The sequence below is a fragment of the Halegenticoccus tardaugens genome, assembly GCF_004116405.1.
GTDB classification, from domain to species: Archaea; Halobacteriota; Halobacteria; order Halobacteriales; family Haloferacaceae; genus Halegenticoccus; species Halegenticoccus tardaugens.
Genome location: NZ_SDIC01000007.1, coordinates 226,174 through 244,358, shown reverse-complemented (window position 1 = coordinate 244,358; position 18,185 = coordinate 226,174). Strand labels below are relative to the sequence as shown.

Genomic DNA, 18,185 nt, shown 5'->3' with positions numbered 1-18,185 from the left:
TGCCGGCGGTTCTTTCGGATGAGAGTCCGGGTCTCTGGATCCCACTAACGGCGGGTCGTATCGGATTAGATAAGTCCGACTGCCGCCGCCCCGTGAGTCAGGATCGCGGCGACAGGCACCAGGAGGACGGTGCGCATGACCAGGAGGAGGAAGAGGTCGCGGAACCGCATCGGGATGTCGTCGAACATGTCGACCATCATCGGCGCTGGCGCGGAGAAGAAAATCGCCTGTGCACTCGTTACGACGAGGACGAACACCTGCGTGACCAGATCGGCTTCGACGACGAACGTGCCACCGATGAAGAACTCCGCCCCGCCGAGAATGATGCCGATGGTAGCCATATGTGGATCTGGGATACCGAGCAAGGACATGACGGGGACGAACGGTTCGGCGATGTACTGGAAGAGGGGCGTGTACGCTTCAAGGAGGAGGACGACCATCGACATCGTCAGTACGGACCCGACCACCGTCCCGGCGAGCTTCAACCCGTCAACGAATCCGGTGAACGAGGCTCCGAGTATCGATTCTCCCTCCTCAGCCGCGGCCACACCCTCGTTGAAGGCGAACCGGAGGTAGTCGCCGACGGTCCCGGTGAACTGCGGTTCCGGATCGGGGTCCGCGATGTACTCCTCGGGCACCGTCGAGAGCGGCGGAATCCGAACGAGGACCGCCGCGACGACGAGCGTCGAGACGATGTATAGGAGGACGATGACGGGGAAGACGTGGAGAAGGCCGAGAATCGCCGCGACCGCCCCGACAGTCCCGAGGTTTGCGGTCGCGAAACAGGTACAGATTACGAACACCTCGCGCTTGTTGTATCCTCCGCGGTCGAAGACGTTTCGGGTGAGATAGTAACCGATGCTGAACGACCCGAGCCATGATGCCGCGCTGTCGAGGGCCGACCGGCCGGGGAGATTGAACACGGGCCGCATGAGCGGTTGCGCCAACGTCCCAATGAACTGAAGACCACCGAGTTCGGCGAGCAGATTGACGAAGATGGCACCGATGGGAATCACGAGTGCGACTGTAATGACGAGCGCACCCCAAGCGATGTTGACGATAGAGTCGGCCAGCATCCACGCCGGACCGATGTCGAGCAAAATCGCGAACGCGAAGAAGACGGCGGCGAGTCGGAACACCACGAATACCGTCGCCGTTCGCCAGTACTCTAATTCGAGCAATGCTTCCGTCCGATCGCTGAGGACCGGTGCTCCGCGGTAGTGAACTTCCGCGACAGTTGTGAGAACACCGCCACTGATGATGGTACCCAGAGCAAACAGTTCGACGGCGGCCGTCGACGCGTTTTGGATGAGCGTCATGATGACGTCGAGGGGAATTGTCGTCTGCCCCTCCCATTGGATGGGAAACAGAAAGACGAACCCTCCAGTTAGAAACGCGACAACAAACCGAATTTTCGGTCTCCACCCGTTCTGCCTGAAGTCCACGTCAGAGATGGATTTCTCCTCGGCTGTCACCGAAGAGTCGGATATGTGCTCTTCGTTCTCCCACGTCTGGCTACCGAACATAGATCGTGAGAGATCGTGATCCTACATAAAACTTCTCAATATAATAATTATAACCTATGTCGATTAGACACTACGCCGGTGACGGGACCCGAAAGCACCAATTCACACCCCGTCGAGGAGACTTCCCGCCCCATTGACCTGGGTGCTGAGACCGAGTTGGTCGAGGATCTCGTAGGTCGTCGCCGTCGCCGCCGAAAACACCGGGAGTCCGAACCTATCCTCGGCGGCCTGGATTGAGGCCAACGACGGCATCTGGACACACGACGAGAGGACCAACGCGTCCGAGTTGTTGGTCTCGAGGCCGTCAGCGATGTCGAGGAGGTTTCGCTGGTCGAGTCGAGCGACTTCAAGGTTGTCGGGGCATTCGAGCGTCTCGTAGTCGACGACGTCGACACCGCTGCTCTCGAAGTAATCGATCACCGTTTGCGTGAGTTCCTCGATGTATGGAGCGATGAGCGTAACTCTCTCCGCATCTAGACGGTCCATCGCTCGGACGAGGGCTCCGGCACTCGTCACGATTGGTGCCTCGGCGTCGTTCTCGACGGTCCGTTCATGAAGTTTCGCCTCGCTCTCCTCGTGGTAGCCGGCCCCCTGTGCCATGATCCCAATGAGACACGCGTACGCCAAAACGTCGCAGTGAGCGTCCGACAGTAAGGTAGCGCTCCGCTCGGACTGGTCGTCCATGTTTTCGAGTTCCTCCTGTGTGACGCTCTGCATGCGCATGCGACTTGAGTGGAACGTGAACTGCTCGCCGAAATGGTCGGGTCGGTCGTTCAACATCGTGGGAATCTCCGTCTCCATGGTCACGTTCGAGCTAGGTACTATCAGTCCTACGCGGAAGGTGTCGGTCATTGCCTCTGTCAGAGAAGGGTCTATCACCCACTTAGGCGTTTCTCAGCATCGCTGATACGACCGATAAGCGAGCAGTCGCTCGAACCGGTTCGTGATCCGTTCGTTCTAGAATCCTGGAGATAGACTATTCGCAAAGTAAATTATTTATAGCAGAGGATCACATGTGGGTTCATGGGTTCGCCTATTAGCCGCATAAATTCGCAAGCGGAGGTTCCGGATCAAGCGTACGAAGACAGAATCATTGACCTCGACTTCCACGTCAATCCGATGGAGGACGAACTTCTGTCGTACGTAGAAGACGACGTTGTCCGAGACAAGTTGTCGACTGAGTTCGGTCCGACGCCCGTCATGGGCAAGTGGGACGCGGCGTACGCGATCAAAGAGGGCAACGAAGGCCTGTTCACACAGGGGCGTGCAGAGTACGCCGAGGACGTCCGTGAAGCCTGCGAGAAGTTCGCCATCGACGATCCCATCGTCAACGCAGGGATTAACAACCTGCCGCTTCAGCACCATCCACTTTTGAAAAACGGTGTCGTGCAGGCGGCGAACGACTACATGCTCGACAACTTCGCCGACGAAGGGATATACACGGCGATGCTCGTCCCGAAATGGGACCCAGAGTACGCCGTCGAGGAGATCGAACGGGTCGCGGCGGAAGACAACGTTGTTGCGGCCTATTCGTGGTTTGGGCCAAAGACTCCGTGGGGGAGCGAGCAGTTTGATCCGGTATTCGAAGCGCTGGTCGAGAACGACTTTCCCCTTTTCCTGCATGGGTCGCTTGCCTACTGGCCGCAGCACTCGTACATCGGTGACGAGATGCTGACGTGGACTGAGGTTCTTGGCTTCGACTGGCCGATCCACGCGATGGTGAACGTCGTCAATATGATCATGCGGGGTGTGTTCGATCGGTTCCCGGAACTGAACGTGGTGGTCCAAGAAGGCGGGCACTGGTGGGTCCCGTTTGTTCGGTACCGGATGGACGAGTTCTACGAGATGCACCCCGACGACGTGAAGATCACGCCCCGGAAGCACGCGACTGGCGATAAGTACCTCAAGCGCCGTCCCAGCGAGTACCTTCGCGACAACGTTTATCTGACGACGCAACCGCTTGCACTCCCACGCGGGTCCGGTCAGGCGAGAGACCTTCTCGACCTGAGCATGGCGGACGACATGTTCACCTACTCGAGCGACTGGCCGCACCAGACGTTGGACCCGCCGACGTGGTTCTACACGTCGCGAGCGTTTGACGATGAACTTCGTCAGTCCATCCTGCACGAGAACGCCGAGGAGATACTCAGGCTCTGATCACCGATGAGCGTAGACCCAGAAATCGAAGACGAGTACACAAGAGTTGTATCGGTCGAAGACGTCCCTCGAGGACGAGGCATCGCGGTCGACGTCAACGGCATCGAGATCGCTGTGTTCAACGTGGAGGGCGAGTTCCACGCCCTGTCGAACCGCTGTCCGCACCAAGGCGCGCCGTTGTATAAGGCTGGCGAAGAGAAGATTAACGCAGAGCACACGTGGACGGAGACGCGCGGCGGCGTTAATGAGGGCGATCTGACCGTGAGTTGTCCTTGGCATCTCTGGGAACTCGACATCAAGTCGGGTGAACACGAGGTGTCCGGGAAGTGTATCGGCACGTTCGACGTCGAAGTGACAGACGGCGACGTGTTCGTCCGAGTCTGATCGCACGGTTACTGACCGACGGAGTCGAAGCGGCTGTTCACCCTTTTTTGCAACGACAACTCCCTGCGAACTGCGTCTCGATGTGCCGCATCTTCAAGAATCATATCTCGATCAGTTCTACATTGGCTCAAATCGATTCACCACTCTCTCTGGATTTCGATATTCCCGGAATATCTCCTAACCGTCGGGAAGGTCAAGATGGCACTTTTTCCCGAGGACGCCGTGTAAGACGGTCCCTGAAACGCTTCGATGATATCGAAGTTCGATTCGATGAATTCAGACCCTCAGACGGACCGTCTCACATTTTTCGATGACGGTCGGTGTTCGGTTGGCGGACGCTTCGTCTATTAACAACTAACCCATGCGTGACAACTATAATATCGTAAAGCCTAGGACGAGGCGGAGACTTGGATCCGACCCGGACCACTGGTTCGTGGGCGTGGCACACTGTAACACAACACTTATACGAGAAATCCTCATCAATTACCGCATGATCAACGAAAAATTGCCGAATCGACCCATCAAAACGGCGGTCAAAGTGTTCGAGCTGATCGACGTAATTCAAGGGTTAGATGAGGCGACGTTCACGAATGTATCGAAAGAGGTCGACATGGCCGAGAGCACGCTCCATGACTATCTGACGACGCTTGTCCACATCGGCTATCTCTCGCGGAAGGACCGAAAGTACACCCTCTCGCTTCAGTTTCTCGACCACGGTATCGCCGCCAGGGAGTGTATTTCGGTATACTCGAAATCACGGTCGACACTCAAAGGGATGGCCAAGGAGAGTGGCGCCGCAGTGTGGTTAATGGTCGAAGAAAAAGGAAAGGCGGTCTATTTGGCACAGGAGTTGGGCGAGAACTCCATCGAGACGCATGAACGGATCGGAAAACACGAATACATGCATTGTCTCGCGTCAGGAAAGGTGATGTTGGCCTTCTCGTCGGAGGAGCACGTCGATGAAGTCGTCGATGAGCACGGTCTCCCACCAAAGACTCCCGAGTCGATTTCGACCGTCGAAGAACTCAAAGCAGAGCTCTCGGAGATCCAAGAAAAGGGATACGCAGTAAACCACAACGAGGCAGCGGAAGGAACGTCGGCAGTGGCAGCACCCATCATCGTCGAAGACCACGTCGCCGGCGCAGTTGCGATCTCTGCCCCCGTCACGCGCGTCGAGAACGAGACGTTCCGGAAACGGCTGATCGAACTGGTCTCGACCGGGTCGAACGAGATCGAACTCAAGATGACGTACGAGTAACACACCCCTATTGAGAAATTAATTCTTCCGATCCTGTCTAGCTAAGCTAGTTTGAGGAGTGAGTAGGTCGTGAAGTTGAGTTGGGCTCATGCTCGCAGACCTGTCCAGCGAAAGCTACGAGGCGGATTTAGAAGAATCTTGGGAGAACGAGCGGAGGGCGGACACCCTGTAATGGTCAAGACAACCTCTGAAAGTCAAGAAACTTTCCGGCCCACTTTTTTGCATATCTGACGCGCCGTGTCCCTTATTCAAACTGCTCTGCTCTATAGGATCGCTAGACTGTGGTGTGGCGACTCCGTAACCTCGGTAGAAAGCGAAGCAACAGATTGGTTTGTGTTCGGAAATCCGCCGCTCCACACGTGTTACGGTTACCACTGGTAAAATAGTTGTCAAGAATCCAGGCAAACCCGCCGACCCCGTCGGGGGAGCCGGGTTCGCCGAGTGGCGATGCTCACACTTAATGCACTGAGAATCGAGCTTGGGGAAGTCCTACCGCCAGACAATCGACCTGCTCAGCGAAATGCCGGGCGGTCTCAAAGATTGGTCTCACGCGGCTACCTCACTACACGGTGCTCCGCGATTGTTTCGAGAAAATTTCGACGAAGACGTGGTGTGCGTTTCCCCGCGCATCGGCGGAGAAACGCACTGGCCACGCCGCTATCGATTCAACTGGTTTCGACCGCGACCACCCGTCGCGGTACTACGCCTACAGAGCGCACTCCCTCGTCCGGTCATTGAAAGCCACCGCTCTCGTGGACGTTGAAACGCTGTACGTCACCGACGTCCACTGCACGACGACAAAGAAACATGACGCGAAGATTGGCCCACAAGTCGCCCGCCGAAATGCAGGCGACCTGCTCTCACTGGCTGCTGACCGGGGCTACGACGGGAACCCGGTTCGCGACGAACTCCACGGCTGCGGAGTTCGTCCGCCCACCAAGCATCGTATCTACTCCTCGCTTGATCTCGCGCACACCGTACGGATGAGTTCGACGCAATACAACCGTCGCTGGATGGTCGAAACCGTCTTCTCAAGGCTCAAGCGCGCGCTCGGCGCCACCGTGTGTGCGCGAAGCTGGCACGGAACTCCGCGAAATGGTTCTCAAATGCACCGTCTACAACCTCCGTCGGAGCGTGAGATAACGGTGAACTCAAGCGCCGTCTACCGATCCTACAGAGCACTAAAAACATCACCGACGAATTTAGTCCTACTGAGAGAGCATTGGAGGTCACAAAAGCCGATCTTTCATTACATTACTATGATTGTAATGGTTTGGCAGTCAACGACACAATCGCCTACGAATACAGTTGGTTGAGCCTGATCTCGTTCGCTGCGCTCATAACCAGATTCGGCAACTCCTCATCAAATCGTTCACCACGGAGTCGGTGTGCAGGACCTCCAACGCTGATTGCTCCAAGAACTTCGCCATCGATTACGATTGCGGAACTAACCGCTCTTGTCTGCTCTAACTGCTCACTATAGTTTTGTGCATAGTTCTGTTCGCGGATCCGCTCCAGTTCTTCAAAGAGTGCGTCCCGAGTGGTAATTGTATTTTCCGTTATTTCCGGAAGCCCGTGTTTATCGATGATCTCGTTAACACGATCTTCAGGAAACTGTGCGAGAATCGCTTTCCCACCTGCGTGACAATGCAGGTACGAACGACCACCAATGAAGTGTTCTGTCTTGATCCCCTGTCCCCCTTCTGCATGTGCGAGGTACACTGCGAGGCCACATTCTTCAACCAGGAACCACACTGTTTCCCCAGTCTCATCGGCTAACCGCTCTAAATACGGCGTGATGACATTCGATAGCGGAACAGTCTCTCTGGCGTTCGTTCCAAGTCTCGTGAACTTCAGCCCAAGTTGATACGCTCCATCGTTCTTGACAAGGTATTCAAGATTAAGGAGGGTTGTGAGATAGTCATGCACAGTGCTTCTTGCGACTCCCATTCTGTTGGCTACTTCAGTGAGGGTCGCGGATTCCTCCTCTTCAATGATTTCGATTATCTGGAAACCCCTTTCTAACGTCCCGATCGTGCCTGAACCTCTATTTTCGCTCGCCATACTCCCCGATAAGTCCCAAACCATTTATAATGGAACGTTCCGGCAACCCCGGAAATATATGAAAATTTCCGTTATAATCGGAACAAGCCACAAATAATGTTAATTTGAAAGTTTTAAATAGCCCAACGTGGTTTTCAGGATATGGAAATAGGACTGATAAGCGATGTACATGGAAATCAACCAGCACTTGAGGCGGTCCTCGGCGAGATGCCGGACGTAGACCGAATCTATCATTGCGGAGACGCAGTAGGTTACAATCCGTTTCCGCACCACGTTTTGGAAACCTTCGCCAACGAAGGGATCATTAGTATCCAAGGGAACCACGACCGCAAAATCAGTTCAAACATCGACGCGATGGGAACAGCTGCGGAACCCGGAAACAAAGACGATGCAGAGTTTCGGCCGAGCGAACTCGCACGTACAGCGGGCATCTGGACTCATGAACAACTCGATACCGAGGAGATGGAGTATCTAGCTAACCTTCCAGCGGAACTAACTATCGAGGGTGGAATTGTCAAACTGGTTCACGGAAAGCCAGGGGACCAAGACGGACGACTCTATCCCGAGGACTACGAGCTTGATCTGTTCGGTGATGAATCAATTCTCGTTCATGGACACACGCACGTTCAACACGCAGAACGCTTCGACGGGCGTCTGCTCGTAAATCCAGGTAGTGTGGGACAGCCACGCGACGGAGACCCCCGGGCAGCCTATGCTGTCATTGATCTCGAAACGAACACAGCCACCCTCCAACGTGTATCGTATCCGATCGAAGAGGTTGCCAGAAAAATCCGGCAAACGCCGCTTCCGGACTTGCTCAGTCTGTGGCTGGAGAAAGGCGAGGTCGTCGCTGGAGAGTGAGGGGTTCGCAGACGCAGTATGACCGGAGTTGAGCGGACAGAGACTGCAAATAATCGACGATAACCCCACACTTTAGTCATCACCAGTACAAGGAATAGATGGGGAGAAGCGCTACATATGACACGCATCACTGCAGCAGTTTTGGAAGAGCCACGAAACCTGTCAATCGAATCGCTCGAACTCGCCGAACCGAAGGCGGGCGAAATTCGTGTCGACGTCCGGGCGACCGGCGTCTGTCACACTGACCACCATCGGTACGTCGGTGCTTCAGAGGTACTGTATCCTGTTGTCTTGGGACACGAGGGAGCCGGTGTCGTTGACGCTGTCGGCAACGGCGTCTCGTCACTCGAAGAGGGGGACCGTGTCGTACTGTGGGTCCTTCCGTTCTGCCGGGAGTGCGAGTTCTGCGAGCGCGGGAATCCTCACCTCTGTTCGCGACGATCTGTAGCCAAGCGGGGGACGCTGTTAGATGGTACTCGACGACTCTCCCGAAACGGTGAGGACGTGAACCACTTCTACGGACAATCGTCGTTCGCCACCCACTGTGTCGTCGCCGAACAGACTGCCGTCAAAATCCCCGATGAACTGCCGTTTGCCGAGGCTTCGCTACTCGGATGTGGTGCGACGACTGGTCTAGGAGCAGTGACGAACACTGCTAAGGTTTCAGCAGGTGAGCCTATCGCTGTATTCGGCTGTGGCGGAGTTGGATCGAGCGCGATTCTCGGTGCTACACTGGTTGGGGCCAATCCCATCATTGCAGTCGACGTCGTCGACGAGAAACTATCATTTATAGAGGCGCTTGGGACCACACACACTGTCAACTCTCGCGATACTGATCCTGTAGAGGCGATTCAGAACATCACCGGTAATGGGGTCAAGTACGCTTTCGAGTGTACCAGCCATCCAGACGTGGTCAAGCAGGCGATCGATGCTATTCGTCCCGGAGGGGCGGTCGTCTCGACAGCGACGAGTTCTGCCGACAACTTCGAAATTCCCCCCGCAGCGCTAACCCACGGAAAACGAATCGTCGGGAACGTTGGTGGCTCGCTTCGCCCCTCGACCGACATCCCTCGTTTCGCGAGGCTCGCGGAATCCGGGCAGCTCCCCCTGGAGAAACTTGTCAGTGACACGTATTCACTTGACCAACTGGACAGGGCGTTTGAGGCGATAGACGAAGGGACCGGTATCCGGAGCGTTATCACCCAGGAGTGAGGCACCGACCACGCTATTAGTCGCGTATCTCAGCCATCATACGACAGCTGAAGTTTTATATCCGAAGCCCTCAAAAGCCTACAAACCGATGAGAGAGTACGAGTTACTCATCGATGGGGAGACCCTATCACGTACAGAGAGGGAAACCGTGAACGACCCATCGTCGAATCAGCCGGTATCCAGTATCGCACTCGCAAACGAATCAGACGTCACCTCTGCAGTCGAAGCGGCCGAGTCGGCCTTCGAGCGCTGGCGAACAGTCGATACTGTCTCTCGGGGACACTACCTTCGAGATATCGCCGCCGAACTTCGTACCCGCAAGACGGAGATCGCGCAGCGACACACCGAAGAAACTGGGCGGTCTCTGTTGGATTCGAAACGGAGTGTCGAATATGCGGCAGAGTACTTTGAGTACTACGCGGGATTGACCCACCGTATCAACGGAGAAACCATCCCGCTTTCACACGAGGAGTTCGACTACACGCGACGAGAACCGCTAGGCGTGACTGGGCACATCATCCCGTGGAACTCACCGCTACTATTGGGTTCGCGAAGCATCGCTCCCGCACTAGCCTGTGGGAATACCGTTGTGGCGAAACCCGCTCAGCTGGCGCCGATGTCGATTCTCGAATTAGGACGAGCAGCCAGAGATGCGGGACTGCCTGACGGAGTTTTGAACGTCGTTTCTGGGTCAGGGTCAACGGCCGGCGAAGCGCTGGTCACGAATGAAAAGGTGCAAGAACTGACGTTCACTGGATCGAAAACAGTTGGCCTACACATTCGGAACTTGGTATCGGACCGATTGATCCCACTGAATCTCGAACTTGGGGGGAAGAGTCCAAACATCGTCTTCGCCGACGCAGACTTAGAAGCGGCCGCGGACGGGGCGGTTAAACTGTTCAGCAACGCCGGCCAGAGCTGTTATGCCGGCACTCGACTGTTCATCGAAGACGACATCTACGACGAGTTTATCGACCACGTGGTGTCAAGAATCGAAGCGATGGACGTGAAGAAAGACCCGAACGAGACCGAAATATCGGCGCTCATCTCACCCTCGGCACAGTCAGAGGTTTCGTCGTACGTTGAATCGGCCATTGAAGCGGGAGGGTCTATCACCACGGGTGGTCGTATTCCCTTCGGAGAGGGGAACTTCTACGAACCGACGCTTATCGAGAACGTACCCGACGACGCGGCCGTCTCCTGCGAAGAGATATTCGGTCCCGTCCTAACGGCCTTTCGATTCGATTCCGAGCAGGAAGTCGTCGAACGCGCGAACGACACAGAGTACGGCCTATATGCTAGCGTCTGGACAACTGACCTCAACAGAGCGAATCGCATCACAGAGCATCTTGAAGCTGGAACAGTTACGGTGAATAACTACGCTTCGCCGATTCCACAGGTTCCGTTCCCCGCGTACAAACAAAGCGGAATCGGGTCAGAATATGCGACAGCTGCCCTCAACCATTATACCAAAATCAAGAACGTCCGGATGACAGTCGACAGGACGCTCCGCTGAGGGAATTATATCAATATTTTTACATACCGGAATGAATAAATAGGGGGAGATTGATGTGTGAGTGTATGCCAACAACCGAGCGGAAAGTGTCATCTGATGGTCACAATTCAGAGGATCACGCGGATCTCCTTGCAGAGATCGAAGCATCACTTGGGGAAGGCAAGCTCCCGCTCAAGTCGTTCAATAGCGAGACGATTCATAAACTCGAACTCGATCGACTGTTCGGCCGTGAGTGGATATTTGTCGGTCACGAATCTGAGATACCTGAGGAGGGTGATTATGCACGCCGCTACATTGCGGGCAATCCATTCATCTTCGTCCGAGACATGAGCGGTGAAATCCAGGTGCTGTTCGATAGCTGTCGTCATCGCGGTACGAAACTGTGCCGCGCTGAACAAGGTAACACCTCCCACTTCCGGTGCCCGTACCACGGGTGGACGTACAAGAATACCGGTGAACTCGTAGGAGTGCCACAGAAGGACGTAGCGTTCAAGAACTTGGACCTGTCTGAACACGGACTACACAGTGCGCCTCGAGTGGACATGTACGCCGGGCTCGTGTTCGCTTCGCTTTCAGAGTCTGGTGAGAGCCTAGAGGAGCACTTGGGAGAGTTCACCTGGTATCTCGACATCCAATTCAAACTCCCCGATGGTGGAATGGAAGTTATCGGCGAACCACACCGCTGGGTGGTAGAAACGAACTGGAAGACAGGTGCCGACAACTTTGCTGGTGACAGCTACCACACTGGCTTTGCGCACCACTCGATCAAGCAACTCGGACTCGGCGGTGACGACACCGTTGGTGTCGCTGGTGCAGGGGACACGAAAGATCGGCACATCCACTGTGACGGCCACACGACCAGTACACGAATGGTTGAGGGTGAAGACGTGTTCATGACGTATCCCGACGAAATCGTGGAGCTGTTCAATCCTGATAACGTGACGCCTGATCAGTACGAGGCCGCCAAGGAAGCGCTCTCGTTCACCGGGAGTATTTTCCCCAATCTGGCATTTCTCAACTTCGGAGACATTACTGATGATCCGGATAAGGACGTCACTGGCTTCCTCGGCCTCCGAAAGTGGCGGCCACTTGGCCCGAACAAAACCGAGATATGGAGTTGGGCTTTCGCACCGAAGCGAGCATCAGAGGAGGTTAAAGAGCGCATCTACAAAGTGTATATGTCCAACTTCGGCCCATCAGGGAACTTCGAACAGGATGACGTCTCCATCTGGAACGGTATCACTGACGTCGCTGACTCGACATTCGCTAAACAGCACGGGTTGGAATTGAACTACCAGATGGGCACTAAAGAGATGAGCGAAGTAGCCTTCGACGAGCAGTGGCCTGGACCAGGCACCGTCTATGCGATCAACCTGGAAGAGGTTGGTATGCAGAAGTTCCATGATCAATGGTTCGACCACCTCTCAACACCATGTGATGGAGATGAGATGTCGAGAGACTGTGAGCAGGCAAGCGGATGCGAATTAACAAGTGAGTGTGAACGGGCAGAGGGTGGTGAATAGTATGGCTACGAACAGTGATCGGAAGTCAGAACTGGATCAGTTGCTCTTGGAACGACGTGTCAAACAGTTCCTCTACGAAGAGGCTGCCCTGCTGGACCAGCGTGAGCAGAAAGCATGGCTCTCGCTGCTGGATAAAGATATTGTGTATAAGGCACCGCTACGAATCACACGCGAACACGTGAACAATAATTTCAGTGATTTATCATATTACTTTGATGAGGACTATGGATCCTTGGAAGCACGGGTCCAACGGTTCGAGTCGGAGTATGCTTGGTCTGAACGACCGCCATCCCGGACACGGCGATTCGTGACCAACGTACGCGCCAGCGAGAGAGATGATGGCACTGTCGAAGCGAAGAGTCACCTGCTCTTGTACTATGGGCAGGGAGACTCAGAGTCGTACACGTTCCTCGCGGGCCGCCGAGAAGACGTTCTCCACCCGGACGGCAATACCTTCACCATAGCGAAGCGCCACGTATTCCTTGACCATGCAGTTCCGAAAATCGATAAAATCTCGATCTTCTTATGAGCTCACAAACCTCTACTGTGGAAGAATTCGACATAGTCGCAGGGTCTCACTCGGCTACCGTCCGGAAGCTACTGACGCCCCGAGGTCAACTCGTCGAGATTGCATCAGACAGCGGCACACCGGAGTCATCGACTCGAATTCGAGTTGATGCACTCGGCCTCGAAAGCCTCTCTTGGCAAACGGAGGTGGACTTAGTGGATCGGCTCGGCTGTAGTCCGCCTCCTGAGTGGGATGATGGAAGTGAATCTCAATCTACCATTGGATCGTTCGAGATCAACAACGAATACGCTGACGTCGTGGTCTCGAAGATAACGACGTCGAACGGCGACGCACTCGTCGTACGTGCACCTGTGAAAAGAACCGAGCTTCGATTGTATCCAGCGATGCTCCGCGAGCTCACAACGTGTAAGACCGACCTCTTTTCTGAGTTTTTGGAAACACCTCATGGACCGCACGATCACTAAATAGAACATCTCCTACTCTATAATGAACTGGATGATATCCTTCGAGAACGTCTTTTCGTTGGCATCGTAGATTGCACGCGATACGTATGGTGAGCGCAGCTCTAATTCGTTGAGACGTTGCTGGTTAACCCACTCTACAGCTTCAACAGTGTCGGTTGAAATCGCCCGTGGTTTTCCGGATAACTGTCCCAGGTACGTTATCGATAGAAACGGCCCATCGACGAACGCATCCTGTCCAAGATATATGCCAACAACTCCGACCAGATCTACGCTGACGCCCACCTCTTCTTTGACCTCTCGTACTGCTGTTTCGGACGGGTCTTCATCTTCTTCCACCCGTCCGCCCGGTAGGTTCCAAGTACCCTGTACTTCTTCTTTCCCTTCCTTGACGAGGAGGACATCGTTAGTGGTACGTGCCACGACCGAGGCAACCAAAGTGTACATACTGACGATTCGGATATCTCGTACAAAATAGTGACGCGAACTGTCAGCTATTGTACTACGAAAACCCAAAGATATAATATGATATAGTGAGGGTTACCGTGTAAGGTGTTAGAGCCAACCATGATAGAGGAAAGCAATTCAGAACCAGTAGATAGGTTTCCATTGCCAGACGAAGTCGAGGTACCCGAGGAATGTGAGGGCTGGGAGGAAATGTACCCCCGCTACTTTCGATTTGGAGAGTCACCAGGTCGAACGGAGTTAGAAAAGGACCGATTCTGGTTCTGGGATCAGAAGGATAGTCCGACGCCACTCCGTCCCTGGGATATCACGCTTTGTGTCGAATCTATCGTGATGCAACTCTCCCAAGCACAGAGTCGTGTATTTGCAGTTCCACCAGCGATGGGTATAGATCTGCGAATCATCGGCGGTTACTCATATGCCTCACCAGTACCATGCACGGATCCAGAGTTACTCGAAGAACGTGGCTCTGTATTTAGCGACCGAAGTGGATTCGTCTATGAGAACTTCGACAAACTCTATGAGGACGAGTGGCTTCCCGCAGTCAAAGAAATCGGTCAAGAGATTCGCGATCTCGAGGTCCCGGAGCAACTTCCCGAATACGCTCCTGACGAAGTAGTCTTCGAAGCAAAGGGCCTCTATCCCGAGTCGGTCAATGTACAGAGCGCTTACAATCGGTTACAGGAGCTGACGCTCCGGGGATGGCAGCGCCACTTCGAGTACCTTAATCTGGTTTATCTGGCGTATCTCTCCTTTAAGCAGACTTGCGATGATCTCTTCCCGGATATCAGCGACAACGCCATCGGAGAGATGGTTACGGGCCTCGAAACGGACCTGTTCTTTGCTGACAAGGTTTTAAATGATCTCGCTCAACAGGCAGTGGAGTTAGGTGACGAGGTTCCGGAAATCTTGGCTTCAGATGGAACCCCCGACGAGAAAATTGCTCGTCTCGAGGAAACTGAAGCAGGTCGTGAGTTCCGCGAAGCCTTTGAGGATGTGAAAGACCCGTGGTTCCACATCACTGTTAGCAGAGGCTATCACAGTGCGGAAGGGTCGTGGCTCGATACGCTCGAACAGCCCTTCGAACACCTTCACGAGAAGGTGACTGCACTCCAAGAGGGTGAAGAAATCCGGCGTGACATCAAGGCCCTTCAGGAAGGGCGCGAGGAGGTCGTCGACGAATATCGGAGCTATCTCACCGATGATGAACGCCCTCAGTTCGATCAGGCCCATCAACTCGTGTTAAAGGTCTACAACCATGCTGAGGATCACCAGTTCTGGATTGAAAACTGGCTCCATACGATTATTTTCCAGAAGCTCGATGAGTTCGGCGAACTCTTAGTCAATCACGGCATACTCGATGAACCCCGTGATATTACGCTATTCGGGCGAAACGAGGTGCCGGAACTCCTCGCAGACCTCGCTCGCGTCTGGTCCCAGGGAAAAGGCGCACACATCCCAAACTACTGGAAAGAGGATGCAGACAAACGAAAACGCATCCTTGGTGCGGCCGAAGAATGGTCGCCACCCCCGGCGATTGGCGATCCGCCCGAAGAGGTCACGGATCCGATGGTGATTATGCTCTGGGGCATTACGACTGAAACTGTCCAGAACTGGCTCGGCTCTACGCAGGAGGAAGACAGCAATAAGATGAGCGGCTTTGCGTCCTCGTCTGGCATAGCCGAAGGGAAAGCACGAGTAGTCACATCGGGGAGTGACCTAAACAAGGTGGAGCGCGACGAAATACTCGTCTCTCCCCTCACGAATCCGGATTGGACACCGGTGTTTTCTAAGGTAGCCGGGGCCGTCACGGATAATGGTGGTGCGACGAGTCACACTGCTATCGTCTGTCGCGAGTACGGTTTGCCGGCTGTCACAGGGGCTGGGACGGCGACGTCCCGCCTCCAGACCGGTGATCGAATCCGCGTAGATGGCAACAAGGGGAGCGTTGAGATCCTTGAGAAGACAGAATAACTATTATAACGAATCAAGAGCAACAATTCACAATGGCTGATCCAACATACACCCTGAATTTCGAGTCGGAAAAGTGCAAGAAAGCGAATATTGGGCTTGTCGGTGGGAAGAATGCCTCGCTTGGCGAACTGATGGAGGCTGGTGATGATGTCCAAGTTCCGCCAGGATTCGCTGTCACCACGGACTTCTACGAAACCTTCCTCGAAAGGCAGTCACTCGATGAATACATTACTGACCGGATATCCGAAGTCGATATCGACGATGACACCGCTGTTGCAGCCGCAAGCAGCGATATCCGCGAGTACATTGAAAACACCTCATTCCCCCCGTTCCTCGCTAGGGAGCTCAAGTCATCATGGGAACAACTACAGGCAAAGACAGGAGCAAATGACTTGCAAGTGGCTGTCCGATCATCAGCAACGGCGGAGGACTTACCTGACGCGAGTTTCGCTGGGCAACAGGACACCTACCTCAATGTGACTGATTTCGAGGCAGTCACACAGCGAACAAAAGAATGTATGGCGAGTCTGTTCACTGCGCGAGCGATCACCTACCGTGAGAAGCAGGGGTTTAACCGAGATGAAGTGCTCATCAGCGTCGGGATTCAGAAAATGGTTGATGCCCGATCGTCAGGCGTGATGTTCACCGTTAATCCCTCGAACGGTGATCGATCGAAAGTTCGGATCGAATCGAATTGGGGGCTGGGTGAAGCTGTCGTAAGCGGAATCGTTACCCCGGATAGTTTCCTCGTGGATAAGCCTGTTTACAAAATTGTTGATCGGAACATTCCGAATAAAGACGTCATGACGGTTCCCACGGATGCCGGTACCGAAGAAGTCAAAATTGCTGATGATAAACGCGACGTTCCATCTGTGACGGCCGATGAACTGATCAAATTGACCGACTTAGCGAAGATGATCGAGCAGCATTACGGCGAACCGCAGGACATTGAGTGGGCCATTGAAGAACAGGGCAATGACAAACAGTTCTTCGTATTGCAAAGTCGTCCGGAGACCACATGGAACAAAGAAGTCAAACAACGAAGTGTCGACAACAGGAGCGACTCGAGTAATACAACCAACCAGATTCTTGACCACCTTTAATATATTAATAATATAATATTTTATATATAAGTGGTGTAACGAATGATAGTGGTAGCTTATCAGGCTATTTTTCTGCAACAATGAGGGGCTTCTCGTGTGCTCTGAAATTCTCTCACGTCATGTTGATCGTCGTCCCATTAACCGTCTCTAAAGAAATTAACGTTTATATCAGGAAATTCCAATATGGTGACGCTGTTCGAATTGACTGATTTTAGCAGAAGGTTTGTGCGAGTAGCCCTGTTTCGGCGATTGCTGGCTCAACGCGCCGGCAGTCAGTTGCGAACTGGCCGGTTCGTCGTTTGACTTCGTAGTAGAGAGTCGATGACATTTTGATTCCCGTATGTTTCATGCTGGAATCAAAGCCCGTGATGACGATACCCTTCTTGGGGCCACCGTGCACCATCGACGAGAAATTCGGCGGACTGCGCGATCCCTCATTCCGACCGGTCGTCTTGGTCGGACTGGGTGGCGTGTTCACCGAAGTGTACAAGGACACGAGTCGGTTACTCGCGTCAATCGATTACGTGGAGGCCCGTTCGGCCATCAACGAATTGACTGCGGCAAGCTTCTCGGAGGCTATCGCGGCGGTGAACCAGCCAACAAATCGGCGCTGGCCGATGTTATCTAGACGGTAATAACTTCGTCGTCGAGTACTACGCTATCACAGAAATTGACGTGGACCTGGTGTTGGTTACCACAGAAGACACCTTGGCACTTGACGCTCTCATCGTCCTCAGCGTGGAAGTTAACTGAAATGACCAACGGGGGTACAAACAAGGACTTGTAAGGTTTGAGGGACACATTATTTAGGATGGAATATTGTTTCTCCGCCACGCCAAGCCACGTCCACAGACCTTCGTCGACAGCCGTAAATACCATCTCTCCCACTCAATTTACAGATACTGAGTCGTACTTCCATTTGGTGATTATTTAATACCTGTTCGATCCACAGCATAAAGACACATGCGGAGTTCTGTCACATGAGGGCCCCACGTGCGTTCGCTGTGGCGGAACGACAGCCTGCGATCTTCTCGTTGATTCTTATCAACTCATTATTATATAGACCCAGATGACCATGGCTAGGTGTCGCACTCGCTTCACAAGCGTATGTTTGTAATGATTCGCACGCAAAGATGATTTTCATTTCCCGGC

Annotated in this window: 16 protein-coding genes and 2 pseudogenes; 14 read left to right on the top strand and 4 right to left on the bottom strand. The window is 53.9% G+C overall.

Annotation, left to right across the window (positions count from 1 at the left end; genetic code table 11):
• Positions 1-65: 65 nt before the first annotated feature.
• Both C3L37_RS18510 and C3L37_RS18505 read right to left on the bottom strand, forming a co-directional pair.
• The gene (locus tag C3L37_RS18510; protein WP_129116053.1) at positions 66-1,526 is read right to left on the bottom strand and encodes a YjiH family protein; all 1,461 of its coding nucleotides are present in this window, start codon (positions 1,524-1,526) and stop codon (positions 66-68) included.
• Positions 1,527-1,628: 102 nt separating this feature from the next.
• Positions 1,629-2,378, bottom strand: a complete 750-nt coding sequence (locus C3L37_RS18505) for a maleate cis-trans isomerase family protein (RefSeq protein ID WP_129116052.1) — start codon at positions 2,376-2,378, stop codon at positions 1,629-1,631.
• 267 nt (positions 2,379-2,645) lie between these two features.
• Between C3L37_RS18505 and C3L37_RS18500 the strand changes: the two genes are divergently transcribed.
• The 5 genes and pseudogenes from C3L37_RS18500 to C3L37_RS18480 all read left to right on the top strand — a co-directional run bounded on the left by C3L37_RS18500 (position 2,646) and on the right by C3L37_RS18480 (position 6,468).
• Entirely contained in the window at positions 2,646-3,683 is a 1,038-nt protein-coding gene (locus C3L37_RS18500; RefSeq protein ID WP_228546341.1) for an amidohydrolase family protein, read from the top strand.
• A gap of 6 nt (positions 3,684-3,689) precedes the next feature.
• Positions 3,690-4,067 carry a Rieske (2Fe-2S) protein gene (locus C3L37_RS18495; RefSeq protein ID WP_129116050.1) on the top strand — a complete coding sequence of 126 codons (378 nt, stop codon included), beginning with the start codon at positions 3,690-3,692 and terminating at the stop codon, positions 4,065-4,067.
• A gap of 490 nt (positions 4,068-4,557) precedes the next feature.
• Positions 4,558-5,325 carry an IclR family transcriptional regulator gene (locus tag C3L37_RS18490; protein WP_164974807.1) on the top strand — a complete coding sequence of 256 codons (768 nt, stop codon included), beginning with the start codon at positions 4,558-4,560 and terminating at the stop codon, positions 5,323-5,325.
• Between the two features lie 88 nt (positions 5,326-5,413).
• Positions 5,414-5,485: pseudogene (locus tag C3L37_RS25855) on the top strand (IS6 family transposase); the annotation flags it as partial.
• A 171-nt stretch (positions 5,486-5,656) separates the two neighbouring features.
• Positions 5,657-6,468, top strand: a pseudogene (locus C3L37_RS18480) (IS5 family transposase).
• Positions 6,469-6,621: 153 nt separating this feature from the next.
• On the opposite strand, the gene C3L37_RS18475 reads toward C3L37_RS18480, so the two are convergent.
• Positions 6,622-7,389 carry an IclR family transcriptional regulator gene (locus tag C3L37_RS18475; protein WP_164974806.1) on the bottom strand — a complete coding sequence of 256 codons (768 nt, stop codon included), beginning with the start codon at positions 7,387-7,389 and terminating at the stop codon, positions 6,622-6,624.
• Between the two features lie 141 nt (positions 7,390-7,530).
• Here C3L37_RS18475 and C3L37_RS18470 point away from each other — a divergent pair, with 141 nt between their 5' ends.
• From C3L37_RS18470 to C3L37_RS18445, 6 genes are all read left to right on the top strand, one after another.
• The gene (locus C3L37_RS18470) at positions 7,531-8,250 is read left to right on the top strand and encodes a metallophosphoesterase family protein (RefSeq protein ID WP_129116048.1); all 720 of its coding nucleotides are present in this window, start codon (positions 7,531-7,533) and stop codon (positions 8,248-8,250) included.
• 117 nt (positions 8,251-8,367) lie between these two features.
• The gene (locus C3L37_RS18465; RefSeq protein ID WP_129116047.1) at positions 8,368-9,462 is read left to right on the top strand and encodes a zinc-binding dehydrogenase; all 1,095 of its coding nucleotides are present in this window, start codon (positions 8,368-8,370) and stop codon (positions 9,460-9,462) included.
• Positions 9,463-9,550: 88 nt separating this feature from the next.
• A complete protein-coding gene (locus C3L37_RS18460; protein WP_129116046.1) occupies positions 9,551-10,978 on the top strand; it encodes an aldehyde dehydrogenase family protein in 1,428 nt (475 codons plus the stop codon).
• A gap of 65 nt (positions 10,979-11,043) precedes the next feature.
• Positions 11,044-12,501 (top strand): aromatic ring-hydroxylating oxygenase subunit alpha, encoded by a 1,458-nt coding sequence (locus C3L37_RS18455; protein WP_228546340.1) that lies wholly within the window; start codon positions 11,044-11,046, stop codon positions 12,499-12,501.
• Between the two features lies 1 nt (position 12,502).
• Complete coding sequence (locus C3L37_RS18450) at positions 12,503-13,030, top strand: aromatic-ring-hydroxylating dioxygenase subunit beta (protein WP_228546339.1); 528 nt, start codon at positions 12,503-12,505, stop codon at positions 13,028-13,030.
• A 17-nt stretch (positions 13,031-13,047) separates the two neighbouring features.
• Positions 13,048-13,494: a hypothetical protein gene (locus C3L37_RS18445; RefSeq protein ID WP_129116044.1), complete on the top strand. Its 447-nt coding sequence runs from the start codon at positions 13,048-13,050 to the stop codon at positions 13,492-13,494.
• A 12-nt stretch (positions 13,495-13,506) separates the two neighbouring features.
• Here the strand turns inward: C3L37_RS18445 and C3L37_RS18440 are convergent, their stop codons facing one another.
• Entirely contained in the window at positions 13,507-13,938 is a 432-nt protein-coding gene (locus C3L37_RS18440; protein WP_129116043.1) for an NUDIX hydrolase, read from the bottom strand.
• 120 nt (positions 13,939-14,058) lie between these two features.
• Between C3L37_RS18440 and C3L37_RS18435 the strand changes: the two genes are divergently transcribed.
• From C3L37_RS18435 to C3L37_RS25850, 3 genes are all read left to right on the top strand, one after another.
• A complete protein-coding gene (locus C3L37_RS18435; protein WP_129116042.1) occupies positions 14,059-15,930 on the top strand; it encodes a PEP-utilizing enzyme in 1,872 nt (623 codons plus the stop codon).
• Positions 15,931-15,962: 32 nt separating this feature from the next.
• Positions 15,963-17,033: a PEP/pyruvate-binding domain-containing protein gene (locus C3L37_RS18430; protein ID WP_129116041.1), complete on the top strand. Its 1,071-nt coding sequence runs from the start codon at positions 15,963-15,965 to the stop codon at positions 17,031-17,033.
• A gap of 347 nt (positions 17,034-17,380) precedes the next feature.
• The gene (locus tag C3L37_RS25850) at positions 17,381-17,668 is read left to right on the top strand and encodes an acetate--CoA ligase family protein (RefSeq protein WP_129116040.1); all 288 of its coding nucleotides are present in this window, start codon (positions 17,381-17,383) and stop codon (positions 17,666-17,668) included.
• Positions 17,669-18,185: the final 517 nt, after the last annotated feature.